This is a genomic window from Agromyces laixinhei (assembly GCF_006337065.1).
GTDB lineage: Bacteria > Actinomycetota > Actinomycetes > Actinomycetales > Microbacteriaceae > Agromyces > Agromyces laixinhei.
This window is the reverse complement of the sequence record NZ_CP040872.1, coordinates 2,234,583-2,261,175: the sequence shown is the minus strand read 5'-3', so window position 1 is coordinate 2,261,175 and position 26,593 is coordinate 2,234,583. Positions and strand designations below refer to the sequence as shown.

The following is a 26,593-nucleotide window of genomic DNA, read 5'->3' as shown; positions in this document are numbered from 1 at the left end:
CGATCCCTTGAAATGGTGAGGAACTACCCCAACGTGTCTGACACCCCCGGTGCGAGTACCGCCGACACCGCCGGAGCCGCACCCGAACGACCACTCACGGTTCTGATCGGCGCCGACACCTTCGCCCCCGACGTCAACGGCGCCGCGCGGTTCGCCGAGCGCCTCGCGGCAGGCCTCGCGGAGCGCGGTCACGACGTGCACGTCATGGCCCCGGCCGGAAGCCGCAAGCACGGAACCTGGAAAGAGGTGCACGAGGGGCAGCAGATCACCGCGCACCGCCTGCTCAGCTGGCGTTGGTACCCGCACGACTGGCTGCGGTTCGCGTTGCCGTGGCGTATCAAACAGAACAGCGCCAGAGTCATCGACCGTGTCGGGCCCGATGTCGTGCACTTCCAGTCGCACATCATCACTGGTCGTGGGCTCTCGATCGAAGCCCAGAAGCGCGGCATCCGCATCGTCGGCACCAACCACTTCATGCCCGAGAACATGCTCGAGTTCACGCTCTTGCCGAGGGCTTGGCAGGAGTGGGCGGTGGGCCTTGCGTGGAAGGCCGCAGGCCGCACCTTCGGTCGTGCGGAAGCCGTCACGACGCCGACCCGCAAGGCCGCGCAGTTCCTCGAGAAGCACACTGACCTCGTGGGTGTTCATGCGATCTCGTGCGGCATCGACGCGCACAAGTACTCGCCGAACTGGGAGCCGCGCACCGAGAACCGCATCCTCTTCGTCGGTCGGGTGACCGGCGAGAAGCAGATCGACGTGCTCCTGCGGGCCCTCACCTTGCTGCCGAAAGAGCTCGACGCGAAGGTCGAGATCGTCGGCGGGGGAGACCAGAAGCGGCACCTCGAGCACATGGCCGCCGACCTGGGCATCGCCGACCGCGTGACCTTCACCGGCTACGTGACCGACGAGCAGTTGCGTGAGGCCTACCACCGGGCATCCGTGCTCGCGATGCCGTCGATCGCGGAGTTGCAGAGCATCGTCACGATGGAGGCCATGGCCTCGGCCCTGCCCGTGGTCGCGGCGAACGCGATGGCCCTGCCTCACCTCGTGCACGACGGTGAGAACGGCTACCTCTTCGAGCCGGGCAGTGCCGAAGACCTCGCCGCGAAACTCCGCACCGTGCTCGAGGCCTCGCCAGACGACTACCGTGCGCTGAAGGAAGGGTCGATCCGTCTCATCGCGGCACACGATATCCAGCGCACGATCTCGACCTTCGAGAGCCTGTATCGTGGAAGGCCGGTGGCCGATCCGGTCACCGACGCCGCGTCGGCCTCCACTTCCGAGTGATCCGGCGCGCGGGGCGGTAGCTCAGCCGGTCAGAGCAGTGGACTCATAATCCATCGGTCACGGGTTCAAGTCCCGTCCGCCCTACCTTGAAATCGATCTGATCAGGGTTTCTCGTCCTAGTGAAAAGGATGAGACCTGATGTGTGTGCCACTTATTGGCCGTTTATTCGACAACTCCATCGTTCTGCGGTGGCGTGTTCGAGTCAGCCACGGCTGGCCTCGGTTCAGCTGGAACGGCCTCGCATACCTCCTAGGTATGAACGCCGAACGACTTACCGCAATCGGCTTGGAGCCGGTGCTGACGACATGCGAACTCGCCGAGTATCTCGGCGTCCAGGTGCAGGCGATCTACGACCTGCGCGCCCATGGCCGTGGTCCATCCGGAATTCGCGTCGGCCGCGAAATCCGGTTCCGCGTGTCCGACGTGCTCGGCTGGCTCGAGGGTCTGCATGAGCCAAGCCTCAGCGGCGCGCTCGAGGGCGCCAGCTGATGGCCGGGCGTCCGCGGCTGCCGATCGGAACGTTCGGCGACATCGCAGTCTCTTCGCTCGGAGGCGGGCGGTTTCGTGCAGTGACCCGCTTCAGGGACTGGGACGGGCAGACGCGGCGCGTGACGGTCACCGCTGCGAGTCGGAACGCGGCTCGATCCGCACTGAAGGTCGAACTCGCATCGCGAATGCGCGTCGGGGACTCGACCGACCTGACGGCAGACTCGCCGTTCACGATGCTCGCAGAGGCTTGGCTCGAAGATCTGATGCTCGACCCCGACCGTGCGCCGAGTACGAAGGAGGTCTACGCCAGCGAGTTGCGTGGCCTTGTGCTGCCGACGTTCAAGGAGTTCACGATTCGCGAGGTGACGGTCGCGCGTATCGAGCGATTCCTGAAAGTGCAGCGTGCGGTGTCGTACACGAAGGCGAAGCACTCGCGCACGATGTTGAGCATGGTGCTGGGCTTTGCGGCGCGCAGGGAGCTCATTCCGAGGAATCCGATCAAAGAGGTCTGGCGGATGAAGGCACCGAAACGCACGCCGAAGGCACTCACACCGGAGCAGATCGCGGCCATCCGCGAAGCCGCGCGCCACTATCGCACGAGCGCGGAAACGATGGGGCCGAAGTCAGATGGCCTTGTGCGCGACCTCATCGAGGTCATGCTCGGGACAGCGACGCGAATCGGCGAAGTGCTGGCGTTGCGCAAGCGCGATGTTGACATGACGGCGGATCCGCCGCAGGTGCACATCAACGGCACGGTGATCGTGCGCACGGGTGTCGGCGTGCTTCGGCAGGACCACCCGAAGACGCACGAGTCGAATCGCGTCGTTGCCGTGCCGGCGTTCGCAGCAGAGGTCATTCGGCATCGCTTGACGATCATCGGCGGGGAGGGCGACGAGAGCCTGCTGTTTGCGACTCGGACGGGCACACCACTCACGCCCAACAACATCAGGCGAACCTTCCGGAAGATCCTAGAAGTCGCCGGTCTCAAGGATCTGAAGATCTCGCCTCACGCATTCCGTCGAACCGGACCGACGCTCCTCGCGAAGGAGCTCGGGATGCAAGCAGCCGCGGACATGCTCGGCCACACGTCGACGTCGACGACGAAGGCGCATTACGCCGAGCCTGATCGGACGGTCAAGTCGGCGCCGGCCGATGTGTTGCAGCAGCTGGCGCCGAAGGAGTAGAGCTGTTTGCGCGGTGGATCTAGCTGTAGGTTCCAAGCGAAGATGGCATTTTCCACGGCAGTTGGCATGCCGATGGCATTCTTGCCATCTTCCGTAGAATCCCTAATGTCGACGACGCTCGAATTCTGGTCGTTTGCGGCGGTCGAAAAGTGAACGGTCTGCGGGCAGTTTAGCCCTGGTCTTGTTCGGCTCTGATGCTGGGCAGGGTGTCGATGCCGCGGTCGCGTAGCCGGTAGCTGGCGCCCTTGAGTGCGAGGACGTCGGCGTGGTGGACGATGCGGTCGATCATCGCGGCGGCGACGACCTGGTCGCCGAATACGCCGCCCCATCCGCTGAACGGTAGGTTGCTCGTCAGGATCAGCGACGCGTGTTCGTACCGCGACGACACGAGTTGGAAGAACAGGTTCGCGGCGTCTTGCTCGAAGGGGAGGTAGCCGACCTCGTCAATCTATGCGGATATCCGCATAGATTGACGAACTCGGGTACATGGAACTCGACCGCCGCGGCGCCGAACTCCTCTTCCAGGTCCTCACCGAACGCGAAGAGAAAGCCTCCGTCGCGATCGCCTCGAATGAATCGTTCAGTGGCTGGACGAAGACCTTCACCGACCCGCGCCTCTGCGCCGCGATCGTCGACCGACTCACCTTCAACGGCACCATCATCGAAACCGGCACCACCTCCTACCGACTCAACCACGCCCGGCAGCAGCTCCCAAGCTAGGCACAGCGCCGAACTCGAGCGTTATCCACCACGTGGTGCGGTCAGCTCAGGCTGAGTTGTCGCTGAGCTACGCTACGACATCTCGACCGGGCGTACGAAAGGCGGCCCTCCCGAGGGAGGGCCGCCTGGTCGTGAGTTCGAGTTATCGCTGCCGTGCGTGGTTGCGTCGACGCACCCAGATCACAAGTGCAGTCACCACTCCAGCGAGCAGAACGACCTGTCCTGCGACAAGCAGATGCCACTCGACCATCTAGATCACCACCAACTCTCAGTTGCCGTGCCGCCCGAGACCTGGACCTGGAGGTTGAACGACGTGGCATAGGGCACGCCGCACATCTGCGCAGAAACGGTCTCGAGGCCGGTGTTGCTGTTCGGACGTCCGAGGTAGGCCAACGACGACGAGCACGAGCCGCCGATCGTCCACGATGCACCCCAGACGCTGGATACGGTGTTGCTGCTGACATTGTAGTTTGCCTTGAAGCCCATCGAGATGAGCCCGACCCAGGTGTCGACGTTGCAGTTGGTACGTGCACCGCCGCTTCCGATTGTGCAGCCGTTCGGCTCACTCATGGTACTGATGCCGCCGCTGCTGGCGCGGGCCACCGGGATCTCGAGTCGGGACACAGCCACGGAGCCGTCCGAGTAGTACGAGACCGTCTTGTCGTATCCGTCCTCGACCGATTCTTCGACGCGAACGGGGGTCGACGCGCTCGTGAACGAGTCCCACGGCTCGCCGGCCAGGAACTTGTCGAAGAGTGCGTCCTGAGTCGCCTGATCGACGCCGTACTCGGTGAGGAAGTCGCCGGCTTCATTGATCGCGGTGAGCTGTCCGGGCGAAGCGTCTGGGTATGGCTCGTCTGCGAATGCTGGCGATGTGGCCAGGAGACCCATCGCGAGTGATGCCGCCGCGACTGCGGCCCCCATTCTCAGCAGTTTTGACATTGCGTTCCCTCCAGTCATGGACGCGGCACCGATACCGGGTCCTGATCACTGATGTCCGAATGGAGGCGGGTGGTTGCACTTTTCTGCAAATCGCCTCACTCGGAACGCGGTGGTCGCGGAGATGCAACCGTGGCAGCCCATCGGGACATCAGTGGTAGACGGCGAATCCGCTGTCATCTGGAAAGACCCGAAGGAACCACCTGATGAACCTCTCTGTCACCATGACCGCGATCGCATTGGTCGCCGGCGCGCTGTCCCCTGTTTCGCTTGCTCACGCCGCGCCGAGCGTTTCAGTGCAGAGCGCGACTGCGTCTGCCTCCGTGTCCGAAGGCGAGACGCATTGCGTCGGCGAGGCGCTCCCCATCGGTTCAACCGAGACTGCGCCCGAACCGGTCTGCTTCGACACGACCGAGGAGGCATCCGCCTACATCGACGGGCTCACCCAAGTCACGAGTCGAAGCGCGACGGCTGCGTCCAGCGTCGTGCTTGGTACCGTCTACTCAGACGCCAGCTACGGCGGTTCGACCTACACGCTCTTCGGCTCGGGAAGTAGTGCCCCATAGAGTGGTGTAGCCCGCCCGGGGCCGACCTCGTCTTGGACGTGGGCGCGGTCACCGTGGTGGCCCTTCGAGGAATCTCCTACAACCCACTCGAAAGGACATCTCACGATGACCGCTCCTCATATTGTCGACCCTTCCGGCCTGCTGGTCGAAGCCCTGACCGATGCGTCGCCGGATCTGATGCGCAGCCTGCTGCAGACGATGATCAACGCACTGCTGTCCGAACACGCTGACGCCGTCGTGGGCGCCGAATGGGGCAAGGCGTCCCCGGATCGGATCGCGCAGCGCAACGGGTACCGGCACCGCGACCTGGATACCCGGGTCGGCACGATCGACGTCGCCGTGCCGAAGCTGCGGCAGGGTACGTACTTCCCGGACTGGCTGCTCGAGCGACGGAAGCGGGCGGAGTCCGCCCTGATCACCGTGGTCGCGGACTGCTACCTGGCCGGCGTGTCCACCCGGCGGATGGACAAGCTCGTCAAACAGCTTGGGATCCACTCGTTGTCGAAGTCGCAGGTCTCCCGCATGGCGGCCGACCTCGACGAACACGTCGACCAGTTCCGGCACCGCCCCCTCGGCGACGCGGGCCCGTTCACGTTCGTCGCCGCGGACGCGCTGACCATGAAGGTCCGTGAAGGCGGGCGGGTGATCAACGCCGTCGTGATGCTGGCCACCGGTGTGAACGGCGACGGACACCGCGAGGTCCTCGGCGTGCGCGTCGCGACCAGTGAGACCGGGGCGGCGTGGAACACGTTCTTCGCCGACCTCGTCGCCCGCGGCTTGTCCGGGGTGCGCCTGGTCACGTCCGACGCGCACGCCGGGCTCCGCGACGCGATCGCGGCGAACCTGCCCGCCGCCAGCTGGCAGCGGTGCCGAACCCACTACGCCGCGAACCTGATGTCGATCGGGACTGCTGAAGGTTGAGTTGACTCGTGTCCTTATGCCGCGAGAGCGACGTCGGTTCTCATTATGGTCTCGAACTCGATGGGCGTGAGCTTGCCGAGTCCGCGTTGGCGTCGCCGCCGGTGATAGGTCCGTTCGATCCAGGTGATCATCGCTCGTCTGAGCTCTTCCCGGGTGGTCCACTTCTGCCGATCGAGGACGTTCTTCTGCAGCAAGGCGAAAAACGATTCCATCGCCGCGTTATCGCCACACGCCCCGACACGGCCCATTGATCCGTGCAGCTTGTGCTGGCGCAGCGCGCGAACGTATTTCCTGGCACGGAATTGCGACCCCCTATCGGAGTGCACGATCACGCCCCGCGGGTTCCCTCGGTGTGTGACAGCCATGGTGAGAGCGTCGACGGCCAGACGCGCCTTCATCCGCGAGTCGATCGAGTAGCCCACGATCCGGTTCGAGTACACGTCCTTGATCGCGCAGAGATACAGCTTGCCCTCGGCGGTCTTGTGCTCGGTGATGTCGGTCAACCACAACTCGTTCGGGCCGTCAGCGGTGAACTCGTGCCGAATCCGCCCGTGCTCATCGGTCACGGCGCAGAGATCGTCGTGCACGGGAGGCCCGGGGCGAGGCCGTTTGCTCTTCCTCTTCGCGAACACGCTCCACAAGCCCTGCTGCGAGCAGAGCCGCCACACCCGCCGCTCACTGAGCACGAACCCCTGCTCGGCGAGTTCGTCGCTGATCAGTCGATACCCGAACGCCGGATCGTCGTGATGGACGTCGTACGCGGCGTTGATCAGATGCGCTTCGCCCCAGTCCCGGTCAGAGACCGGGTTGGCCACCCATGCGTAATAGCCCTGCTTCGAAAAGCCGAGCACCCGGCAGGTCACCGCGACCGGCACCCGGACGGGCGCGGTCGTATCGGCAAGGTCACGGACCAGCGGGTACATCATTTTGGGAGTGCCGCCTGGGACAGATACGCGACCGCGCGGCGCATGACCTCGGCCTCCTGCTCGAGCAGCCGAATCCGCTTCAACGCTTCCCGCAACGCGACCCCGTCATCACCGGCCGGCAGACTCCCATCGGGTGCACGATCGATCAGCCCCCGCTCCTCGAGCTCGACCTTCTGGATCCAGGTCGACAGTGCGGTCTTCGAGATCCCGAAGTCCGCCGCGATCTGCCGCTGCGTCGCCCCTCCCTGCCGAACCACCGCGACGACATCGCGCTTGAATTCATCCGTGTACTTCTTGGGCATGATGCTCCATCCTCCCGCACCCCAACAGATGCGGGTCAGGAGTCAACCAAACCTTCAGCAGTCCCATCTGCCCGAAGAGCATGTGGCCGGCCGTGAAAGCGATGCTGCACTCCGTCTACGACCAGCCCGACGCCGACAGTGTGCACGCCCAGTTCGACCGGCTCATCGACTACGTGAGCGAGAAGCTGCCCAAGGTTGCTGAGCACCTCGACGCGGCCCGCGCGGACATCCTCGCGTTCACGACTTTCCCGAAGGACGTGTGGATGCAGATCTGGTCGAACAACCCCGCCGAACGGCTCAACAAGGAGATCCGCCGCCGCACCGACAGTGTTGGCATCTTCCCGAATCGGGACGCGATCATCCGCCTCGTCGGCGCCGTGCTGGCCGAACAGACCGACGAATGGGCCGAAGGCCGCCGCTACCTCGGCTTGGATGTCCTCGCCCGCTGCCGACTCAACCTCGTGCCCGACACCGGAAACGAGGTGACCACCGACCCACCCCTCGCGTTGACCGCCTGACCAATCACCAACCCGAAGGACCACCAGCCGCTACACCACTACCCGGGACTTGACCGCGACGAGCCTAACCGACGCGCGAGCGCGGAGTCGGACGCCTGCGGCTGGCTCGAGTCGTCGAGCAGTACGCGCAGGAGCGAATCTCAGGGGTAGCCCTGATGTCATCGGAATGAAGCCCGCTCCCACCTCGACCGCCGCTGAAGGAGCGGGCGGAAGCCTGTGGAAAAGCGCAATTCGGTGGTCTGCGGTGGCATAGGCTCGATGCCAGTTGCGTCGGCGACTGCGCCGACCATCAGAGACTTGGGGAACCAGCATGGCGAACATGAACGTCACTTTCGGTGAGCTGAACGCGAAGGCCGACCAGCTCGCGGTGGGCCGTGACGAGATCAACACGACGCTCGCGAAGCTGCAGGGTCAGATCAATGCGCTCGTCGCTCAGGGCTTCACGACCGACAAGGCGTCGGGTGCGTTCGCTGATGCGTACAACCGGTTCACGTCGGGTGCGACGAACGCGATCGGCGGGCTCGACGACCTCGCGTTGTTCCTCCGTACGACGGCGACGACGCTGGGCGACGTCGATGCGCAGATCGCTTCGCGCATCGCCCGGTAGCGCTCCCCGCCGATGAGCTCTGAACTGAGAGTCTCGGGGGCGTTCATCACCGATATCTCGGCGACGCTCGAGAATGCGGTGGTACCACTGTCGAGCATGCCGCGAACGGTCGTGTTCGCGGGGTCCCAGGCTGTCGTCGACGCCGCAGATCGGTCGGCTCAGCTGCAGGCCGCGCTTGGTACGGCCGTCACCGCGATGTTGACGGATGCTGCCGGCGGCGCCCGCGTGTTTGTCTCCGAGATGGAGAACGCTGATCGTCAGCTGGCGTCGTCGGCGACCACACGATGAACGAGTGGACGAGGCAGCAGCCCGGCGCCGGCAGCGTTGACGATCTTCGGTATGCGGCCGGTCTCCGACGATCGAAGGCGGAAACGCTGCGTGGCACGACTGTGCCGGCTGTCGAACGCGCCGCGACCGCAGCCGGGGCTCAATGGTCGAGCGTGACGGCGGTCGCCTTCACCGGCGCTGTCGCAGCGACCACTGCCGACATCCAGAATCTCGTCAACAGCCTCGAGATCGATGCCGCAGCACTCGATCGCTACGCCACGACGATCGAGCAGATCGCGGGGGAATCTCATGCGCTCGAAGCGAAAGCGCGCGGCATCCACAGTGATGTCGGCTCGTGGAATAGGTCTCTTGATCGGTTGACGGCGGAAGCTGCTACGCCGGGGGCGCCGCTCGGCCCGAGTTCGGAGATCGCGCGTGTCGACGACCTCCTCGAGGGAGCGGCCAGCAAGTTGGCGCTCATCGAGGCGCAGCGCGATGAACTCGTCGCCCGGCGGGAATCGGCCGACCGGGAGTGCATCGCGTCATTGACCGGTCTGGAGTCTCGCGGTCAACTCGGCCGGATGGACGCGATCAGCACCGAGACGACACCCGCTGCTGCGCTCGCGCTCCTTGCCGGGCTGAGTGCCGCAGAGATCCGTGCGGCCCTGGCGATGAACCCGAACCTCGCCGACCTCGTCGCCCGCGCAGCACCCGAAGACGTCGCCGCATGGTGGAACGGCTACAACCTCGACGGCGATGCAGGCACGCCTGCCTCCGAACATCTAGCGTTGATCGCCGCGATGCCCGCCGTCATCGGCAACCTCGGCGGCGTCGCCTACTGGGCACGCGACAAAGCCAACAGGATCCAACTCGCCGCTGAGATCAAAGCAGCCAAGGCCGACATTGCAAGGACACGTGCAGAGGCCGCCACTCAACGCCCCTACGCCGTCAACCTCGAGCTACCACAGCAGAAGCTCGATGCGCTCTTGAACATCAAGGACGCCCTCGATACGCGAAGTGGCGTTGAACGTCAGCTGGTTGGCCTCACAGATGACAACCCGCCGCTTGCACAGATCGCGGTCGGTGATCTTGACTCCGCTGAGAACGTCACCTACGCGATCCCGGGTATGAGCGCGACCACTGCGGACATGAGCGGTTGGACTGCAGCGGCCCAGAATCTCTATCTCGCACAGCACGCTGTTGATGGTGGAACAGCGCACTCGGTTGTGGCCTGGGTTGGATACGAGACGCCACCGGTTCCTGGATATCCGGACTTCAACTTCGGTGTTCTTCACGGCGACTACGCCGACACCGGAGCGGGCAACCTCATCCGAGACCTCGAGGGGTTCAACGCAACGCGAGAGGGGCGAGACGTTTCATTGAACGTCGTCGGCCATTCTTATGGCACAACAACGGCAACTCTTGCGCTTTACCGATCCGATTTGAACGTCGACGCGTTCGTCAGCATTGGCTCGGCCGGTATCGAGCCAGTTATCGGCACGGCCGACTCTGTGCAAGCTGACACGTTCTACGCTGGGCAGGCGCAGGACGTGATCCCTCAACTAGAAGCAGGCGATGGAGATCAGTGGGCATGGACAGGTCGCGAGGGCAGCGGGCGAGCAAACCCTATGGACGACAGTTTCGGCGCCACGACCTTCGGCACGAATGGCATTGATGGGGATCCCGCGAAAAACCCGGTCACGGACCACAGCACTACGATGAAGGCGCCGGATTTCGGGTATCTCGATAGACGAACCGAATCGTTGTCCAACGTCGCCTTCGCCACCACGGGACAGCCAGAGCGGATGAGCGTGCACACCCCGCCGCAGATGACAGACACCCAGCGAATGCTGCTCGAAGGAATGAGGGGACCGAGCCTGTGAGGCCCAGACGCCGCCTACCGTATGCCTTCGTAGCCTTCTCGCTCTCGCTGGCCGCGCTCACCGCATGCGGCTCTCCAGCCCCGTCGAAGGAGGAATCCATGACTCCCGAGAAATCTCGACAGTCGGTGGTCGATGTTCTGAGCTCCACCATCGCCGAACTCGGAACCGAAGGTTGGTCACCGTTCGATGATCTCGGAATCGAGGACTGCACCTTAAAGGACGGCGAAACAGGTGTCACCTTCGTTGGCGACACCACCGGCCCGGGTGCAGACCCTGAATCCACGATCGCAACCGTCGAGGCGCACTGGACGAGCCTCGGGATGGTCACCCGAACCGTCGAAGCCAGCAGCCCGGACGACACCCTCATCCGTCTGTACGGTGAAGCTGGACCGCTCGAAGGCATCGTCCTGTACGCCGACATCGACCAGACCGTGATCGAAGCTGAGTCGTTGTGCGCAGTCGGCGACGCGAGCGAAATCATTGACACCGAGAATCCCGATCCATGAGCTCATTGCTGATGCACCGGGCTCGGAAGTGCTGGAAACTGCCGCTGAGCTTTTAGTTCTTGAGGGGCCGCGAGAAGTGCCCAGGATCGTGCTGGATCCAGAGGTGCGCTGAGCTGAGGGGGGCTGGAGATCGAATCGCACTTGATGCGTGCACGTTTATTGGTCGTTTATCGATTCGATCCCGCCCGAGGCGAGCCGAGGCAATTCGATAGACTGATCGCAGGTTCGACGAGAAGAACCTGATCAGCTCGAGATCACTCGAGGTATCTCCAGGTGTTCGGCCGGGGGAGTCGCGCCCGGTCTAAGCCATCGGTCACGGGTTCAAGTCCCGTCCGCCCTACCACTCAAACGGCTGACTAGACGGCGTTCTTAGCCCCTCTGCTCGCCCGCTTCGGCTCTCAGCCTTCAAGTCGCGCACCCCCGGCGCACCCCCGATACCTGGAATCGGTGAGAGTCAGGGTCGCATTCACGCGAGCGAGCGGGCCGGTCTGCTTGCGGTACTGTGTAGCACTATGTAATGTATGCCGCATGGTAGCGATCGCGAAGCACGAACAGGACCTTCGCAAGGGCGTCCTCGTGCTCGCCGTTCTGTCCCAGCTCCGCGAGGAGCAGTACGGCTACTCACTGCGCCAGGCGCTTGCCAAGCGCGGGCTGCCCATTGAAGAAGGCACGCTGTACCCCCTGCTGCGACGGCTCGAGGCCCAAGGACTCCTCGCCTCGCAGTGGAAGGCGGAGAACGGCCCACCACGTCGGTATTACTCGCTCAACGCCATCGGCGCCGAGCTCTATCGAGAGCTGTCTGCATCGTGGGCCTCTCTCGCAACCGTCATGTCCCAACTCTTGGACGGAGAGAAGCAATGAAGCCGGATGCCCTCATACAGTCCTACGTCACCGAAGTCGTACGCCACCTACCGAAGCGGCAGCGCACCGACGTTGGGTTCGAACTGCGCTCGCTGCTCACCGAGGAACTGCGCGGGCGCGTCGGCGACAACGAGCCCGACACCGCGACGACGCTCGAACTGCTCGCGGAGTTCGGGCGACCCGCCGACGTTGCCGACCGCTACCGACCCGCCGGGTTCACGATCATCCGACCTGCGGACGCGCCCCGATTCGCATGGATCTCGCTCGGCGGCGTGGCGGTGCAGTGGGTGATCACGCTCATCGCGGCCTACACCGCCCCCGCGACCGGCGCCGGCGACGACTGGCTCAGTCGGCTCGGCACCTGGTGGCTGTCCGCGGGTCTCGGCGCGTTCTGGTGGCCGGGTCTGCTCGTTTCGCTGAGCATCGTGGCGGCAGTGATGGCGGCGCGGCGCGGCGGTGATGCTCCGGAGTGGACGCCCCGGGCAGCAGCGGCGCTCGACCGCGACCGCATCAGTCGCCCGCTCTATGTGCTCGCGATCGCGGGCGCACTCGTGGGCATCGCAGCTCTGGTGGCCGCGATCAACCTCGCCACGTTGTGGCCCGAGTTGCCGCAGCCGCTCCTCGACGCGTTCGTGATCGACGAGGCCTTCTTGGCCACGCGGGGTCCATGGGCGATCGTGCTCTGGGCGGCGACCTTGGCAAGCATGATCGCCGTTCTCGTCGCGGGGCGCTGGACACGCACAACCAGGCTGCTCGCCATCGTCGGGAACACGCTCTGGGTCGTCCTGCTCGTCTGGTGGGTGGCAGCCGGTCCGATCTTCGCGCAGCCCTACGCCGACTCCGTGACAAGAGGATGCCTCCTCCTCGTCGCCGCGATCTGCCTGCTCGACCTCGTGCTCACCGCCCGCCACTTGCGCCAGGGCAGCCCCGCGCCGGCGGTTTAGCGGCCTCTGGCGCTGAACGATGCTCAATCCCCATCGACCCCCTCTCCGCGTAGAACGTCGAAGAGGGTGTCGAAGAGAGAGAAAGCACTAAGCCATCCCTCAGCGGGGCGGGTCACCAGGCGGTGGCGTCGGCAGACCCAGCGAATGTGCACGCTGGACCGTGTCCGGCTGTGGGTTGCGATCGGTCCGCTGGCGCGCTTGGGGCTACTGCTTGCCGAGGATGCCGTCGCCGCCTTCGACATTGAGCAGGGTGCCGGTGATGTAGCTCGCCTGGGCGGAGCAGAGCCACACGGCCGCCGCGGCCTGCTCCTCCGGCTCACCCATCCGTCGCATCGGGATGGATGCGGCGACGGCGTCGTACGCCTCGGGCGAAGAGGCTCGCCAGGTTCGCAGTGCAGTCGTCAGCGTCGCTCCGGGGCAGATCGAGTTGACGCGGATACCCCTCGCGGCGTACTCGAGTGCAGCGGTCTGCGTCATACCGTTCACTGCCCACTTCGAAGCGACATACGGCGACAGCCCGGGGGATCCGTCCTTACCCGCCATCGACGCAGTGTTCACGATGGCGCCGGAGGCTTGCTTCTCCATCTGACGGAGCTCGTGCTTCATGAAGGCCATGGTCCCGAACACGTTGACGGAGAAGATGCGCTCCCAAGCGGCGCGGTCCTGTTCGGTGAACGGAGCGTTCGGCGCGCCGATACCGGCGTTGTTGTGGGCGAAGTCGAGAGACCCCCACAGTTCGACGACCCGAGCGACGCTCGCTTCCGCCATGGATTCAGCGGATGCGTCGCCGACCATGGTCTCGACGATGCCGCCGGCCTCGCGGATCAATCGCGCAGTCTCCTCGAGACCTTCAGGCGCGATGTCCGAGATCAACACGCGCGCTCCGGCCGCCGCGAAGGCCAAGGCGCTGGCCCGGCCGATCCCGTCTCCGGCAGCGGTGACGAGGCCGTTCTTCTCGGCGAGTCCGAGCGAGTTCGTTTCAGGCATCCTGGTACTCCTGTTCCTTGAGGTGATGCGCCGCGGGAAGCGCGGATCGGTGTGGTCGACTCGGCCCGCCACCAGCCGGGATGAAGAACTGCGCAGTATCCCTGCTCACCATACGTCGGTTGCGGGGATGCGTGCCACGCGAACCCGGGCGGCCCCAACGACCGCGCCGTGCAGCTCCTGCCCCCGCGCAGGAGGCCGAGCCGGGAGATCCGGAAGTCCTGCACAGTGGAGCCGTGTTCGGACCATGTGCCGAACGTCTCGCTCGACGCCGTAAGCGGGCCGGGTCCGAAGCAGGTCTCCCGGAGACCATCGCCCGCCGGCCGCCTAGGAGGTTCTCCGACTGTGCCGCGCAGACCCCGCCGCTTGACCTGGTTCCGAGAACACGGTGTGGACTTGCGCCACAGCATTCGACGCATCGCAGATCTGAGAAGGAGACGCACCGATGGCATCCGTCCACTCGCCGAGCACATCCATGACCGACGCCCCTCCCAAGGCGTCGGCCCAACGCGGGCCCTTCTGGCGGCGGCCCTTCCGAATCATCCGTCAACACATGCGCGCGTATCTCATCATCAACGCGGCGGCCTACGGCCTCTTCATCATCGGGTTCGCGATCGGGCTCATCTTCCCCGACCTCAACGCATTGCGGGCCGCGTCCCTGGAGACCGACGGCACCGGCGAGTTGGTCCGCTGGCTCGTCACCACCCCGCCGCTGTTCGCGCTCACGATCCTGGCTGTCAACCTCTTCCGGCTCAGCCTGCTGACCATCGTGCTGCCGTCGGTCATCGTGCCGTTCGCCGGTCTCGCGTTCTTCGGCTATTGGGCGGTCGAGACCGGCATCACGCTCGTTCCGGCCTCACCCGAGAGATGGGTCGTGCTCATTCCGCACTCACTGACGCTCGTGATCGAGTTCCAGGCCTACATACTGCTCCTGCTCGGCGTATACCTCCTGGGCACGCACTGGCTCTTCCCCCGAACCGTCGGTGCGAAGAACCGGCGCCAAGGCTATGTCCGGGGTCTGCAACGGCTCGGCCTGCTGGCGCTGCCGGCGCTCGCGTTGCTCGTTCTCGGTGCGGTGTGGGAGGCATACTCACTGCGCTACTTCCTGAACCCGCTCATCGAGCTGCTCCTCTAACCCTCATTGAGTCCCGCTCTCCCTGATGGAGAAGATCATGAGCACAGATACGCCGACACCGAACAGGGTCTGGCCCCAGCTGAGAGTCGACGACTGGACGGCGACCCGTGACACTTTGCACATGTGGACCCAGATCGTTGGCAAGGTCCGGCTCGTGCACGCGCCACTGGTCAACCACTGGTGGCAGGTGACCCTCTACGTCACCCCGCGCGGGCTGAGCACCGGCAGCATTCCCGCCGGGCGCCGGCTGTTCGATCTCGAGTTCGACTTCATCGACCACCAACTCCGCCTTCGCAACAGCGACGGCGACGCTCGAACCGTCCGACTGGAGGCGAAGCCGGTGGCGGAGTTCCACGCTCAGACCTTGCAAGCGCTGAGCGAGTTGGGCATCGAAGCCGAGATCTCATCCGGGCCGAACGAGGTGGATCCCGCCATCCCGTTCGCCGAGGACACCGAGCATGCCTCCTACGACCGCGCTGCGGCGCGCCTGTTCTGGGAGCAGCTGCTGCAGGCGCACCGGGTGATGGACGAGTTCCGGTCGCACTTCGTCGGTAAGGTCAGCCCGGTTCACTTCTTCTGGGGGTCGATGGATCTCGCCTGCACCCGGTTCTCCGGCAGGGACGCGCCCAAGCATCCCGGCGGTGCCCCGAACGTGGGCGATTGGGTGATGGTGGAGGGCTACTCGCAGGAGCTCTTCAGCTGCGGGTTCTGGCCCGGCGGCGGGGAGGAAGGCGCGTTCTACGCGTATGCCTACCCGGAGCCCGATGGTTTCGCCGACTATCGGGTCGGACCCGACGCTGCCTATTACAGCGCTGAGAACGGCCAGTTCCTGCTGCCCTACGAAGCCGTGGCCGCGACTGACGATCCCGACCGAACGGTACTGGAGTTCCTGCACTCTGCGTATCGGGCCGCCGCCGTACACGGCGATTGGGACCGGGACACGCTCGAAGACGACCCTGACCGGTGGAACCACCTCCGCTAGGTCACGACAGCAACGACCGCAGCAACCAGGCTGCACTCATTCAAGGGACAGACCGATGACCACCCACGACAACCTTCCGGCCCCCCGTCGAGGGGATAGTCCTCACCCACTTCATCACCGTCCGCGACGTCGCCACCTCACGGGCCTTCTACGCCGACGTCTTCGGCGGCGAGGTCGTGCTGGAAGAGAATCCGGCGATCGTGAAGATCGCGGGTAGCTGGATCATCATGAACCCCGGCGGCGGCCCCACCCCGGACAAGCCGGGAGTCACCTTGACCGTCCCGCAACCAGGCGACCCGGTGTCCAGCTTCCTCAATGTCCGCGTCGCCGATATCGCCGCGTTCTATGCGCACGCCGTCGGCAAAGGTGCCGAGTTCCTCACCGAGCCTCTCGATCGCAAAGCCGAACTGCGATGCTACCTGCGCGACCCAGACGGCTACCTCATCGAGATCGGCCAGGCTACAGGCATGCTCGAAGGCGTGTACGCCGACCGCCCGACCAAGGCCGATGGGTAGACCTGATGAGCGATCACGACACCCAGGACCGAGCCGCTGAAGCCGCCGAACTGGGATGCGCCGCCCTGGTGGACGCCGTGGGCCGGATCCACCCGCATCGAGCCGATCTCCTTCCCCTCATCAGTCCCGATCCGACCCGTCCGCTCTTCGGGCCGGCTGCCACCATCGCCTACTTGCCGTACCGCGACGACCTGCAACAGACGGACTTCGCCCGCGTCTTCTCTCAGGCCGTCGGGCCAGACGCGCAAGGGCGGGTACTCGTCCTTTCCAGCGGCGGCTATCCCGACGCGTCTCACGGAGGGGGCATCAAGCTTTCACGCGGCGAACACCGACACATCGCCGGCGTTCTCGCCGATGGGCGGCTGCGGGACTTCGCTCAGCTGGGCGGCTTTGAATTCTCTACTTGGTGCCGAGGCGAGGCGACCCGATGGGGCGGGAGCACCGTGGTGCCATACGCGGCCGACGTCGCAGTCGAAATCGCCGGCGTGACGGTCGTCCCGGGCGACTACATTTACGCGGACACCGCCGGGGCCGTGGTGATCCCGGCCGGCAGCATCGATCGGGTCCTCGCCGAGGCACGCACCGTCGACGCCGAAGACGCCCGAGCGGTGGAACAAGTTCGCAATGAGCGGCCCGAGGAGTTTCGACGATGATCCAACCCTCGAACCCCCGGTTGACAGCGCAACTGCGCAAGGCCGGGCAGAAACTCGTGACTCACTCGCTCACGCGGACGATCTCGGGCAGGCGCCAGGTGTTGTCGAACCATGACTCGAGCGGGCCGTAGAGGCGCAGCAGGGGCCACCACGATTTGCCGGGCAGCGTCGGGATCCAGTTGGATTCCTTGTCTTCCGGGGCGGTCGGCGCGAACCACAGCACGTACGAACCGTCGGCCTCGGCCTGGAGACCCTCGCCGAGGCTGGACAGTGCCGGGTAGAGCGTTGACTGCAGTAGCGAACGGGTCTGGGTGTCGTACAGGTCGAACGCCCAGAAGTTCTTCGCCGGCGGGTTCGGCGGGATCGTCAGCGAGTACGTGGCAGCTCCATCCAGCAGGGCGCCATCTGCGTCTTGAGCGGTGTAGATGTAGGCCGAGCCGGCGCCGACCTGTGCGTGCGCCATCGCCGGCGTGATCACCGTCGCCGCATAGTGGAAGAGCGTACGGGCATCGAGATTGCGCGCACCGTCGTTCAAGAACTCGTAGCTGCCGCCGACGAACCCCTCCTTCCACGACGACCCATCCCAGCGGTACGACTCCGGGTTGCGCGGCCGGTAGAGGTTGGCACGCGCCATTCCGGCACCGATGCGGGCGGCGTCGTCGAGGATCCCGCGCCGATGCTCATCGGGTGCGAAGGGCACTCCGTGTGCGATGCCGAGGGCGGCCAGCGTGCCCGCGCGCTCCGGGTCGAGCGCGGCGGCTGGTTCTTCGGCGACGAGTTCGGCGACCTCATCGAAGAACGAGAAGTCGTTCGAGTGGATCGTGTTGAAGACCTGGTCGGCGATGTTCACGAACGTGTTCTCCGGCGGGGCCGCGGCGTCACTCAATCGGTAGATACGGGACTGCAAGATGGATGGCACGCCGCCCAAGGCGCGGATCACGACGAAGTTCGTGAACGTCGGGCTCTCGTAGGTGTAGTACCCGTCGGGCCGCTCGCCGTCGTAGCCCGGCGGCAGGAAGAGGTACTTGCCGCCGGCGCCCTTGTCGGGGCCTGCGATGCCCATGTCGGCGACGTACCGGAACCAGAAGTCGTCGACGACGCCGAGCGCCTGCGGGGGCGCCTCGATCACCGTCGGACCCCACGCCAGCAGATCGAGGAAGGCGACGCCGTAGGTGGTCTCGGTGTTCGGCGTGAGCCAGAGAGCGCCGGAGTTGCATTTCGGATCGGTGAACGCGATCTTGTCGGGCGAGTCGACGCCGGCGATGCGCAGCCCGTGCCGCATGGCGACGAGTGACGCACCCGGGATCGTGTTGAGGAACGCAGTGATGCCGCGGACGAGATCGAGTCCGTCGAAGATCGTCTGAACCGAGTTCGGCTCAGGCACGCCGTCGAAGAACTCGAAGTCACCGAACGGCGTCGACAAGCGGTCGGGCGTTGAGAGACGGGCCACCTCCTCGGCCATCTCGTCCTTCGTCAGCCCCGCCCCTGTGGTTGCTTCGATCGACATGCGCATTCCCCCTTGCAGATCATGTCTCGTCATCATGGCACCCGGTCCGCGACGGCGCATCACCGAGATCGCACGACGGTGACGATGACTGCTACGCCGCGAAGTCCGTCCACTCCTCGGTCGTGAGGGGAACCGTCAGCCGAGATCTCCTTCTTGCAGTCGGATGCCGCGTCGTGCGGCGACAGCGGCGGCGATGACCACGTCCTGCCAGACCATGCCGCACGTCTTGACCACGCGGGGTTTGTCGAATGCGATTTCGGCCGACCCTGTCGCGATGTCGCGGAACGTGACGAGGTCCGAGTCGTCGAGTTCACCCTCAGCGATCGCCATGATCACGTCGCCGGCTTCTGACAGCGCCACTCTGCGACCCTCCACCAGCACTTGGCTCCGGCCGAGCAACTCCCCGGGCAACTCGCGGCGATGCGGCTCGTGCGATCCGACGGCCACGACGGTGGTGCGCGGCCCGATGCTTCCAGAGGTGAGCACCGGTGCCGCGGCCGTCGTTGCGCAGACGACGATGTCGCACTCGGCGACGATATCCGGTCTGGCCGGGATCACTGCGAGACGGTGGTCGCTCCACTTCGCGGCGGCAGCGGCAGTCCGGTCGGCGGTGCGCCCGACCACGAACGTGCGTGCCACGGGGCGGATCGCACGGATCGCCTCGATGTGGGCCCGCGCCTGCGGGCCGGTGCCGAACACGGCGACCGTCGACGCGTCCGCGGGGGTGACGAGGTCCGCAATCGCGGCGGAGACGGCGGGCGTGCGCAGAGCGGTGAGGGCGGCGCCGTCGAGCACGGCGACGGGAGCGAGCGAGCGCGCATCGAACAGCAGCATCATCCCCTGGATCCGTTCGGGCGCCTGTGCGAGTCCGGGCTCGGCGACCGTGAGTACCTTGCATCCGGCGAACTCGCCGAGCTCGCCCGGCATGAGGAGGAACTGGCCGCGGCTCAGCGCTGTGGAGGTGCGAGCGGGCTGTGCATCGGCATCGACGACCGCGAGGACCCGGGCGACGGCGTCGATCGCGTCACGGAGGGGGAGCGCAGCGCGGGCGGCGTCGCCGTCGATGTACGGAAGCGAAGCAGGAGCGACCACGGGAACTCCGATCAGCCGGGGAGGACTGCGAGCTCGGAGATCTGGAGCCGCCGCAGCCCTAATCGTCGTACATGTCGAGGCGCGCCTTGAGGATTCGCGCACCTCTCCCGACCCTACCGGCTTCCGCCCACTCTTGGACGGGGCTCCGCCCGTGCGGACCGCCGTACGGCAGCGAACTCAGGAGCACCTGCGGCCATCGGGTGCAGCGGGCGTCGATCTGGTCGCCGCGGAGTGGGATGCCGGCGCTTGATCTCAGTGCGCGTGCACGGTACTTTCGTCCGAGTGGGTCAGATGTCCCACTTTCATGAGCATGCGCGAACGCTGAGGTTCGCGCCGGGAGAGCAATGACGCACGACCAGACCCTCAGTCGCACCGCACCCGCTGCGAGCAGTGACGAAGCTCTTCTCCGGCCCGACGTGAGCGGCCACGGCACGATTCTGCGTACGGATGGGTCTCGCCTGCGCGACTCTCTCGGTCGTCATCGGGTATTCCACGGCATCAACCTCATCTCGAAGGGCAACCATCTGCCGACCGGCAGCTACCTCGATCGAGGGTTCGGTGGCGACTGGACCCCGGAGGATATTGCAGACCTCGCCGCCCGTGGGTTCACGCTCGTGCGGTTCGGGGTCATCTGGGCGGCTGTCGAGCCCGAGCCCGGCCACTACGACGAGGCGTACCTCGATTGGGTCGCGGGTCAGTTGGATGTGATCCACGATGCGGGCATGCTCGCAGTGCTCGACTCGCACCAAGACCTGTACTCGCAGGCGTTCAGCGACGGTGCGCCGGTCTGGGCGACGCTCACCTCGCAGGATTTCGCTGCCACGGAACTGTGGAGCGATGCGTATCTCGCGAGTCCTGCGGTGCACGAGGCACTCGACCAGTTCTGGTCGAACGCCGCGGGGCCTGGGGGCGTCGGACTGCAGGATCGTTTCGCCGCCATGTGGGCGCACGTCGCCCGGCGGTTCCGCGATCACCGCGCCGTCGTCGGATACGACCTTCTGAACGAGCCGACACCCGGCAGCATCGCACCTCAGATCTTCGCCTCGCTCATCGGTGCGTTCGCACACGCGACCGGCCAGGATCCTGAGCAGGTGTTCGCCGACTTCGCGGATCCGGAGGCGAAGTTCGCGCAGCTGGCTCGTCTCGAAGACGAGACGGTGCACCGAGAGGTCGGCGACGCGGTTCATCCCCTCGTGGCTGCCTTCGAATCCGACGCGGTCGCCCCATTCATGGAGCGCGTGCGCGCCTCGGTCCGGGCGGAAGACCCGCACGGCCTCATCCTGCGCGAGCACAACTACTTCGCAAACCTCGGAGTGCCTTCCGGACAGCCCGCGCTCGATGACGCGAACTGGGCCTACTCACCGCACGGGTACGACCTGACCGTCGACACCGCGGCAATCGCGTTGTCGAGCAACACCCGCGCGGCGACGATCTTCTCCCGCCACGCCGAGACCGCCGAGCGCCTCGGCGTGCCGGTGATCGTCGGCGAATGGGGTGCCCTCGACCTCGGCGACGGGGTCGAAAGTCATGCCGAGGCTCTGCAGGACGTGTTCGATGCTCGCGGGTGGTCGTGGACCTACTGGTGCTGGCAGAAGGGCTTCGCCGCGTCCGAGGCGGCGGCAGCCCTGACCCGCCCCCGCCCGCTCGCCTTCGCCGGAGACGGCCTGCACTGGCGCGTCGTCGACGGCACGCTGCACGCCGGGTGGCGTGGAGCGGAAACGGGGGCACCCTCCGTCTTCTTCGCTCCCGACGGAGCGGTGAGTGTGCTCCGCGACGGCGAGCCGATGCCGTTCACGCGCGATGGCGTGTGGGTGTCGGTCGCAGCAGGTCTGGGTGATTTCGAGCTGACAGTCGGTTGAGTCGTGGCGCTGAGTTTCCGGCAGAAGGCGCTCCTCTCCACGCCGTTGCCGGCCACGTGGATGTCGACGGTCATCATCCACAACGTGTACGTGAAGTTCTACACGGACGTGATCGGACTCGATCCGCAGTATGTCGGATGGGTGTACCTCGCCTTCAACATCTGGAACGTGATCAACGATCCCGTGTTCGGGGTGATGCTCGACAAGATGCGCTACCGGCCGGGGCGGGGCAAGTTCCTGCGGGTCATGCGCACGACCGTTCCGTTCATGCTCATCGGGCTCGTCGCGATGGCCTGGACGGACCCGTCGTGGTCGCAGAGCACGATGATGCTGGTCTTCCTGTTCGAGCTGTTCCTGTTCGATGTCGCGTCGACCTTCTACCTCATCTCCGCCACCGGCTACATCTACCTCGCGGCACCGACGCGCGAGGATCGCATCGACGTCGAGGTCGGCAAGACGTGGATCGGCAACATCACCTCCGCCTTCGCGACCGTGGTCGCCACGCAACTACTCGTGGGCGATTCGATCACCGAGCGCACCACGATCGCCGCGATGCTCATGGGCGTCGTGCTGCTGAACGCCGCGCTCTACCTCATCCCCATCCTCAAACTCAAGGATCCTCCCGAGCTCTACGAGAACGGCGACGCAGGCGAACAGCACGTCACCTGGAGCCAACTCACAGCGGATGCCGCATCGATCCTCCGGATGCGGGCGTTCTGGGCCTGGTTCGCCTACAGTGCCACCGCGCTCGCACCGATGGGCATGTACTTCACGGCGTTCCTCTACTTCATGGATCACGTGATCCGCAGCTCCGGCACCGAGGCCACGATCACCGACATCGGTTCGATGGCCGTCGTGCTCCTGCTCCTGCCGCTGTTCGCCCGCATGATCAAGCGCATCGGCAGCCGAACCAGCATCTTCGTCGGGATGGTTCCGTACGTGCTCGGACTCGCCGCGCTGTTCTTCGCGACCGAATGGTGGCATGCGTTGCTGTGCTACCTCGTGCTCATGAGCGGACGCCAGATCATGATGACCGCGGGCAGCCCCCTCGAGGCAGCGCTCATCGACGAGAACGAACGCACCACCGGCACCCGCAAGACGGGGTCGTTCGCGTCGTTGCGTGCGCTCCTGTCTGCTCCGCTCATCGGAATCCAGACGGCGCTGTTCATGTGGATCATCTCCGCATTCGGTTACGACCAGCTCGCCGAGGTCCAATCTGAGACCGCTCAACTCGGCATACGCATCGCGACCGCGGGGGTGCCGATCGTGTTCGCGCTGCTGGGTGCGATCGCGATGGCATTCCTGCCGTACAGCAAGACCGTCGAAGCCGGGTTGAGCGAGTTCTCGCGCGATCGGCGCGGCTCAGGGACGGCGTTCGCCACGCACGACCCTCGGGGCGCGGAGCTCGCCGCAGCGCTGGGCGACGCGCCGGTCTCGCGCGACGGTTGAGCGCCACGATTGCAGTGCCGGGCATCGGGGGTCGGGACGGTGCTGCACACGCTTACGCGTCGTAGCGCAGACCGTGCCCGAACCGGAAGGTGGGTTCGGCGGTGTCGAACGGCACGTCCGTGCGGCTGGCGATCACGGCGTCCATCGACTGTGGCAGATCGAACGGGAGTGATCCGAGCGGACTGCGGTCACCGAACAGCACGCGGAGGAGTGCAGCGTCGGATGCCCCATAGCTCCCGATCACGGCAGCTGCGGTGTGCTCCATCCCTCCGAGTACCGTCGGCCGTTCGAGGTAGATGTCGATGACCGTGGGCACGGCGGAGGCGATACTCGTCAGGCGTTCGAGCTCCTGCGATGGGAACTCGAGAGACCCGGTATGGAAGTACGCTTCGAACCCGTTCGTCCGGGGTTCGTAGGGTGCCTTGACCCGCAGGATCGCGACATCCGCTTCGTCAGGGGTTGCGACGATGGTCGCGTACTCGCGAAGATGCCGGGCATCCACACCTTCGGCGTAGACGCGGATGCCCCGGCCGAGGGGGAGCGTCTGATCCCTGTTGGTGAGAAGTGTGAGCGAGTCGCTCTGCGCGGCGAGACCCTCGGCAACGAAGTCGGCGTTGCCCACGACCGACTGCGCACGGTCTGCGTCGACGAAGGGGTCGTCGAACAGGCCGAGCCTGAACTTCTCGCGAAGCAGACGGCGCACGGAGACGTCGAGGCGATCGCGGGTGAGCGTGCCGGCGTCGACCAGTTCGAGCAGGAGGTCGGTGCACAGTTCGCCGCCGAACTGGTCGGCGCCGGCGTCGAGGATCTTCAGCATCCGTTCGGCGGGCGTGAGGTGCTCGACACCCCAGGCCTTCGCCGGCATCAGGGGAGAATCGGTGATCAGCCCCCAGTCGGTGCAGACGATGCCGTCGAACCCGAAGCGATCTCGCAACAGTCCTTGCAGCACCGAGCGATTGAATCCGAACCCGACCTCGTCGTACTCGGTTCCCACCGGCATCCCGTAGTACGGCATCATCTGCGAGACGCCGGCGGCGATGGCGGCCGCGAACGGCTCGAGGTGGTACTCGAAGTTGTCGCCGGGGTAGACCTGCTCGCGGCCGTACTCGAAGTGGGGGTCCTCGCCGTCTTTCTGCGGCCCGCCGCCGGGGAAGTGCTTGGCCATGGTCGAGACCGATTCGGCGCCGAGATGGTCGCCCTGAAATCCGCGGATGTATCCCGCGACGAGCCGCGAGGCCAGATCGGCGTCTTCCCCGAAGGTCGCGTTGATGCGTGACCAGCGCGGCTCGGTGGCCAGATCGATCTGGGGATGCAGCGCCACGCGCAGCCCGACGGCCAAGTACTCCTGCCGCGCGACGTCGGCGAACCGCTCGACGCGGCGGGCTGATCCGATCGCCGCGAGGCCGAGCGATTCCGGCCACTGCGAGAACGGGCCGGCGAGCATCGATGCGCCGGGGTTGTCGGTGAACGAATGGCGTGGATCCGTCGAGAACGTGATCGGGATGCGGAGCGGCAGTTCGCGGGCGAGTCGCTGCGCAGCGTTCTGCCACTCCGCGAACTCGCGCCCGCTCGGTGCCGACCCGAGGAGGTTGAAGTGGTTCATCCGCCGGTCGTGGATCAGGCTCGCCACGGAAGGCAGGCCGAACATGGCATTCGGCTCGGTGAGCTCCTGCACGGACACCATCGTGTGGAAGAGGAGACCGGCCTTGTCGGCATCGTCCAGGCGGGAGAGGAGGTCTTCGATGCGATTCTCGATGGGCAAGGACGAGTCTTCGTACGGGAAGCGCACGACGGTGGTGTCAGTGGTCAATTCAGTTCTCCGTCTCGGGATCGGCGCAGTCCGGTGCGGTTCAGCGGGCGGTGACTTCGTCTGCCGCCCAGTCGACGGTGTTCGCGGCGAACCAGGTCCAGCCGCGCGCGTCCCATATCGTCGCCTGTGCGGCGATCCGCTCGGCGTAGTCATTCCACTCGGTGACAGTGCGCCGTGCCCAGCTCTTCTCAGCGAGGCCGCCGATGCGTGGCAGGAGCATGAACTCGAGTTCGTCGCGGTTGGCGATGGTCTCGCACCAGATGGCCGCCTCCACGCCCGCGATCTGGTCGTCGGATGAAACGCCAGGGGTGTCGTCGACCGGATCCCACTCGACGCCGTGCCGGAGCGACATCGGCGGGTAGACCGGCAGTCCGACCCGGGCGCGCATCTCTTCCTGCGCGGGGTCGGCGGAGTCCTCGGCGTGGGGTCGATCGAAGTACAGCCGACTCGTCGGTGAGATGAGGAGCTTGGCGCCCGTCGCGAGGGCACGGGGCACGTCGTGCTCGGCCTTGGCCATCGTTTCGACGATGAGCGGCAAGAGCTCTGACGGGACCATCGTCTTGAGCGCCTCGTTGTCCATCATCGCCGACGTTTCGCGCGAGTCGATCCAGTACTGCACGATCTCGTCTGCACCGATCGCCGCGCGTGCGGTCTCCTGCCATCCGAGTGCGCGTCGCCCGCGGGCGCGGACGAGTGCGACGGCCCGCTCGACGAACGCAGCGTGTGCCTCGTCGGCCATGCCGAACGCCTCGTCGCCGCCGACGTGCACGTACGCGCTCTGCGGGAACTGGGGGATGACGGCGTCGAGCACGTCTTCGACGAAGGCCCACGTCTCCGGGCGCTCCGGGTCGAGGGTGCCGATCGCAAGTCCGGGGGCGACCTCGCCCGCCCGCCCGTCCGCGGGTGCGAGTTCGGGGTAGGCGCGGAAGATCGCGCCGGTGTGTCCGGGCATGTCGATCTCGGGCACGAGCGTGACGAAGCGCGCGGCTGCGTATTCGACGAGCTCGGCCATCTCGGCGAGCGTGTAGTAGCCGCCGGGGCGGTCGCCCAGCGCGCCGGCGCCGCCGATCGCGGTCAGCGCCGGCCGGGTCGGCACCTCGATGCGCCAGCCCTGGTCGTCGGTCAGGTGCAGGTGCAGCACGTTCAGCTTGTGCAGTGAGCACATGTCGATCACGCGTCGCACCGTCTCGGGCCCGTGGAAGGTGCGCGCGACGTCGAACGACAGTCCGCGCCACGCGAACCGGGGGCCGTCGAGGATCTCTGCAGCGGGCAGCGCCGCAAGTCGGTCCCGGGATACGGCGGCGATGAGCTGGCGCAGCGAGGTGAGGCCGCGGTGCACGCCCTCGGCGGTGGCGCCCCAGACACGCACCCCCTCAGGGGTGATGCTGATGCCATGGCGCTCGTCTGCGGCATCCGCTACCGATCTGCCGTCGGCGCGAACGCCACCGGCCGCAGCCACGGAATCGAGTTCGGCGGTGTCGAGCGCGAGCACGACGGGAGTCCCCGAATCGGAGGGCGACGCAAGTTCGAGGGCGATGCCGGTGTCGATGCGCACGTCGTCGATGAAGCGCCGCGCCGTCGCTGTCAATTCGTTCGACTCGACGACGACGTGCGTGCCGTCGCCGATCTCGAGCGATCCTTCATGCGCGAGGATGCGGGCGGGTGCAGGGACGAGCGAGAGAGTCAT

General features: G+C 65.9%; 23 protein-coding genes, 1 tRNA gene and 4 pseudogenes. 20 read left to right on the top strand and 8 right to left on the bottom strand.

The features are described from left to right. Nucleotides 1–12 precede the first annotated feature (12 nt). From FHG54_RS10670 to FHG54_RS10655, 4 genes are all read left to right on the top strand, one after another. Nucleotides 13–1,287: a glycosyltransferase gene (locus FHG54_RS10670; protein ID WP_139417252.1), complete on the top strand. Its 1,275-nt coding sequence runs from the start codon at nt 13–15 to the stop codon at nt 1,285–1,287. A gap of 10 nt (nt 1,288–1,297) precedes the next feature. Continuing rightward, nucleotides 1,298–1,371, top strand: a tRNA-Ile gene (locus FHG54_RS10665). A gap of 171 nt (nt 1,372–1,542) precedes the next feature. Then, on the top strand, nt 1,543–1,776 hold the full coding sequence (locus tag FHG54_RS10660) for a helix-turn-helix transcriptional regulator (RefSeq protein WP_139417251.1): 234 nt from the start codon (nt 1,543–1,545) through the stop codon (nt 1,774–1,776). 263 nt (nt 1,777–2,039) lie between these two features. Next, entirely contained in the window at nt 2,040–2,960 is a 921-nt protein-coding gene (locus FHG54_RS10655; RefSeq protein WP_168197162.1) for a tyrosine-type recombinase/integrase, read from the top strand. Between the two features lie 169 nt (nt 2,961–3,129). Here FHG54_RS10655 and FHG54_RS10650 read toward each other — a convergent pair. Beyond that, a pseudogene (locus FHG54_RS10650) lies at nt 3,130–3,408 on the bottom strand (ATP-binding protein); the annotation flags it as partial. A gap of 20 nt (nt 3,409–3,428) precedes the next feature. Here FHG54_RS10650 and FHG54_RS10645 point away from each other — a divergent pair. Continuing rightward, nucleotides 3,429–3,680: pseudogene (locus tag FHG54_RS10645) on the top strand (ATP-binding protein); the annotation flags it as partial. A gap of 255 nt (nt 3,681–3,935) precedes the next feature. Here FHG54_RS10645 and FHG54_RS10640 read toward each other — a convergent pair. Next, the gene (locus FHG54_RS10640; protein ID WP_139417249.1) at nt 3,936–4,571 is read right to left on the bottom strand and encodes a hypothetical protein; all 636 of its coding nucleotides are present in this window, start codon (nt 4,569–4,571) and stop codon (nt 3,936–3,938) included. Between the two features lie 254 nt (nt 4,572–4,825). On the opposite strand from FHG54_RS10640, the gene FHG54_RS10635 reads away from it, so the two are divergent. Together FHG54_RS10635 and FHG54_RS10630 are read left to right on the top strand one after the other, a co-directional pair. Further along, nucleotides 4,826–5,185, top strand: coding sequence for a hypothetical protein (locus FHG54_RS10635; protein ID WP_139417248.1), 360 nt, complete (start codon nt 4,826–4,828; stop codon nt 5,183–5,185). A 105-nt stretch (nt 5,186–5,290) separates the two neighbouring features. Further along, nucleotides 5,291–6,088: pseudogene (locus FHG54_RS10630) on the top strand (IS256 family transposase); the annotation flags it as partial. A 32-nt stretch (nt 6,089–6,120) separates the two neighbouring features. Here the strand turns inward: FHG54_RS10630 and FHG54_RS10625 are convergent. Beyond that, nucleotides 6,121–7,334, bottom strand: a protein-coding gene (locus FHG54_RS10625) for an IS3 family transposase (RefSeq protein WP_139416612.1) whose coding sequence is annotated in 2 segments (ribosomal slippage) — nt 6,121–7,040 and nt 7,040–7,334 — 1,215 coding nt in all. Because the reading frame shifts where the segments join, the coding sequence is not laid out codon by codon here. Between the two features lie 65 nt (nt 7,335–7,399). Here FHG54_RS10625 and FHG54_RS10620 point away from each other — a divergent pair. From FHG54_RS10620 to FHG54_RS10590, 7 genes and pseudogenes are all read left to right on the top strand, one after another. Continuing rightward, nucleotides 7,400–7,852: pseudogene (locus FHG54_RS10620) on the top strand (transposase); the annotation flags it as partial. Nucleotides 7,853–8,171: 319 nt separating this feature from the next. Further along, on the top strand, nt 8,172–8,459 hold the full coding sequence (locus tag FHG54_RS10615; protein ID WP_232333767.1) for a WXG100 family type VII secretion target: 288 nt from the start codon (nt 8,172–8,174) through the stop codon (nt 8,457–8,459). Nucleotides 8,460–8,471: 12 nt separating this feature from the next. Then, complete coding sequence (locus tag FHG54_RS10610) at nt 8,472–8,747, top strand: hypothetical protein (protein ID WP_139417246.1); 276 nt, start codon at nt 8,472–8,474, stop codon at nt 8,745–8,747. Further along, nucleotides 8,744–10,609, top strand: coding sequence for an alpha/beta hydrolase (locus FHG54_RS10605; RefSeq protein ID WP_139417245.1), 1,866 nt, complete (start codon nt 8,744–8,746; stop codon nt 10,607–10,609). Before FHG54_RS10610 ends, FHG54_RS10605 begins: the two co-directional genes overlap by 4 nt. Nucleotides 10,610–10,707: 98 nt before the next feature. Next, a complete protein-coding gene (locus FHG54_RS10600; protein WP_139417244.1) occupies nt 10,708–11,115 on the top strand; it encodes a hypothetical protein in 408 nt (135 codons plus the stop codon). A 528-nt stretch (nt 11,116–11,643) separates the two neighbouring features. After that, complete coding sequence (locus FHG54_RS10595) at nt 11,644–11,976, top strand: PadR family transcriptional regulator (RefSeq protein ID WP_139417243.1); 333 nt, start codon at nt 11,644–11,646, stop codon at nt 11,974–11,976. Beyond that, on the top strand, nt 11,973–12,920 hold the full coding sequence (locus FHG54_RS10590; RefSeq protein WP_139417242.1) for a hypothetical protein: 948 nt from the start codon (nt 11,973–11,975) through the stop codon (nt 12,918–12,920). The genes FHG54_RS10595 and FHG54_RS10590 overlap by 4 nt, the downstream gene beginning before the upstream one ends. 204 nt (nt 12,921–13,124) lie before the next feature. Here the strand turns inward: FHG54_RS10590 and FHG54_RS10585 are convergent, their stop codons facing one another. Then, nucleotides 13,125–13,907, bottom strand: coding sequence for an SDR family NAD(P)-dependent oxidoreductase (locus FHG54_RS10585; protein ID WP_139417241.1), 783 nt, complete (start codon nt 13,905–13,907; stop codon nt 13,125–13,127). Nucleotides 13,908–14,457: 550 nt separating this feature from the next. On the opposite strand from FHG54_RS10585, the gene FHG54_RS10580 reads away from it, so the two are divergent. From FHG54_RS10580 to FHG54_RS10565, 4 genes are all read left to right on the top strand, one after another. Then, nucleotides 14,458–15,039, top strand: a complete 582-nt coding sequence (locus FHG54_RS10580) for a hypothetical protein (protein WP_198169856.1) — start codon at nt 14,458–14,460, stop codon at nt 15,037–15,039. Nucleotides 15,040–15,076: 37 nt separating this feature from the next. Beyond that, nucleotides 15,077–16,021: a DUF5996 family protein gene (locus FHG54_RS10575; RefSeq protein ID WP_139417239.1), complete on the top strand. Its 945-nt coding sequence runs from the start codon at nt 15,077–15,079 to the stop codon at nt 16,019–16,021. Nucleotides 16,022–16,116: 95 nt separating this feature from the next. Further along, nucleotides 16,117–16,536, top strand: coding sequence for a VOC family protein (locus FHG54_RS10570; protein WP_139417238.1), 420 nt, complete (start codon nt 16,117–16,119; stop codon nt 16,534–16,536). Nucleotides 16,537–16,541: 5 nt separating this feature from the next. Then, nucleotides 16,542–17,189: an RraA family protein gene (locus FHG54_RS10565; RefSeq protein WP_139417237.1), complete on the top strand. Its 648-nt coding sequence runs from the start codon at nt 16,542–16,544 to the stop codon at nt 17,187–17,189. A gap of 61 nt (nt 17,190–17,250) precedes the next feature. Here FHG54_RS10565 and FHG54_RS10560 read toward each other — a convergent pair whose 3' ends face one another. Then, nucleotides 17,251–18,696: a DUF1254 domain-containing protein gene (locus tag FHG54_RS10560; RefSeq protein WP_139417236.1), complete on the bottom strand. Its 1,446-nt coding sequence runs from the start codon at nt 18,694–18,696 to the stop codon at nt 17,251–17,253. Between the two features lie 135 nt (nt 18,697–18,831). Then, the gene (locus FHG54_RS10555; protein WP_168197161.1) at nt 18,832–19,788 is read right to left on the bottom strand and encodes an ornithine cyclodeaminase family protein; all 957 of its coding nucleotides are present in this window, start codon (nt 19,786–19,788) and stop codon (nt 18,832–18,834) included. A 344-nt stretch (nt 19,789–20,132) separates the two neighbouring features. On the opposite strand from FHG54_RS10555, the gene FHG54_RS10550 reads away from it, so the two are divergent. Together FHG54_RS10550 and FHG54_RS10545 are read left to right on the top strand one after the other, a co-directional pair. Beyond that, a complete protein-coding gene (locus FHG54_RS10550) occupies nt 20,133–21,647 on the top strand; it encodes a glycoside hydrolase family 5 protein (protein WP_139417234.1) in 1,515 nt (504 codons plus the stop codon). A gap of 3 nt (nt 21,648–21,650) precedes the next feature. Continuing rightward, nucleotides 21,651–23,096, top strand: coding sequence for an MFS transporter (locus FHG54_RS10545; protein WP_139417233.1), 1,446 nt, complete (start codon nt 21,651–21,653; stop codon nt 23,094–23,096). Nucleotides 23,097–23,148: 52 nt separating this feature from the next. On the opposite strand, the gene FHG54_RS10540 is transcribed toward FHG54_RS10545, so the two are convergent. Both FHG54_RS10540 and FHG54_RS10535 read right to left on the bottom strand, forming a co-directional pair. Continuing rightward, nucleotides 23,149–25,059 (bottom strand): glycoside hydrolase family 3 protein, encoded by a 1,911-nt coding sequence (locus FHG54_RS10540; RefSeq protein ID WP_139417232.1) that lies wholly within the window; start codon nt 25,057–25,059, stop codon nt 23,149–23,151. Beyond that, entirely contained in the window at nt 24,947–26,593 is a 1,647-nt protein-coding gene (locus tag FHG54_RS10535; protein WP_139417231.1) for a beta-N-acetylhexosaminidase, read from the bottom strand. The genes FHG54_RS10540 and FHG54_RS10535 overlap by 113 nt, the downstream gene beginning before the upstream one ends.

What these genes read in the sequence shown, in the direction of transcription:
- FHG54_RS10565 (WP_139417237.1), top strand. Translation starts at nt 16,542, where the DNA reads ATGAGCGATCACGACACCCAGGACCGAGCCGCTGAAGCCGCCGAACTG.
- FHG54_RS10550 (WP_139417234.1), top strand. Translation starts at nt 20,133, where the DNA reads ATGACGCACGACCAGACCCTCAGTCGCACCGCACCCGCTGCGAGCAGT.
- FHG54_RS10600 (WP_139417244.1), top strand. Translation starts at nt 10,708, where the DNA reads ATGACTCCCGAGAAATCTCGACAGTCGGTGGTCGATGTTCTGAGCTCC.
- FHG54_RS10535 (WP_139417231.1), bottom strand. Translation starts at nt 26,593, where the DNA reads ATGACTCTCTCGCTCGTCCCTGCACCCGCCCGCATCCTCGCGCATGAA.
- FHG54_RS10605 (WP_139417245.1), top strand. Translation starts at nt 8,744, where the DNA reads ATGAACGAGTGGACGAGGCAGCAGCCCGGCGCCGGCAGCGTTGACGAT.
- FHG54_RS10590 (WP_139417242.1), top strand. Translation starts at nt 11,973, where the DNA reads ATGAAGCCGGATGCCCTCATACAGTCCTACGTCACCGAAGTCGTACGC.
- FHG54_RS10655 (WP_168197162.1), top strand. Translation starts at nt 2,040, where the DNA reads ATGCTCGACCCCGACCGTGCGCCGAGTACGAAGGAGGTCTACGCCAGC.
- FHG54_RS10640 (WP_139417249.1), bottom strand. Translation starts at nt 4,571, where the DNA reads ATGGGTCTCCTGGCCACATCGCCAGCATTCGCAGACGAGCCATACCCA.
- FHG54_RS10660 (WP_139417251.1), top strand. Translation starts at nt 1,543, where the DNA reads ATGAACGCCGAACGACTTACCGCAATCGGCTTGGAGCCGGTGCTGACG.
- FHG54_RS10595 (WP_139417243.1), top strand. Translation starts at nt 11,644, where the DNA reads ATGGTAGCGATCGCGAAGCACGAACAGGACCTTCGCAAGGGCGTCCTC.
- FHG54_RS10670 (WP_139417252.1), top strand. Translation starts at nt 13, where the DNA reads ATGGTGAGGAACTACCCCAACGTGTCTGACACCCCCGGTGCGAGTACC.
- FHG54_RS10635 (WP_139417248.1), top strand. Translation starts at nt 4,826, where the DNA reads ATGAACCTCTCTGTCACCATGACCGCGATCGCATTGGTCGCCGGCGCG.
- FHG54_RS10610 (WP_139417246.1), top strand. Translation starts at nt 8,472, where the DNA reads ATGAGCTCTGAACTGAGAGTCTCGGGGGCGTTCATCACCGATATCTCG.
- FHG54_RS10540 (WP_139417232.1), bottom strand. Translation starts at nt 25,059, where the DNA reads ATGACTACGCCGAGCGGATCGCCGCACAGGCGACGATATGGGACGCGC.
- FHG54_RS10560 (WP_139417236.1), bottom strand. Translation starts at nt 18,696, where the DNA reads ATGTCGATCGAAGCAACCACAGGGGCGGGGCTGACGAAGGACGAGATG.
- FHG54_RS10585 (WP_139417241.1), bottom strand. Translation starts at nt 13,907, where the DNA reads ATGCCTGAAACGAACTCGCTCGGACTCGCCGAGAAGAACGGCCTCGTC.
- FHG54_RS10580 (WP_198169856.1), top strand. Translation starts at nt 14,458, where the DNA reads ATGCGCGCGTATCTCATCATCAACGCGGCGGCCTACGGCCTCTTCATC.
- FHG54_RS10575 (WP_139417239.1), top strand. Translation starts at nt 15,077, where the DNA reads ATGAGCACAGATACGCCGACACCGAACAGGGTCTGGCCCCAGCTGAGA.
- FHG54_RS10615 (WP_232333767.1), top strand. Translation starts at nt 8,172, where the DNA reads ATGAACGTCACTTTCGGTGAGCTGAACGCGAAGGCCGACCAGCTCGCG.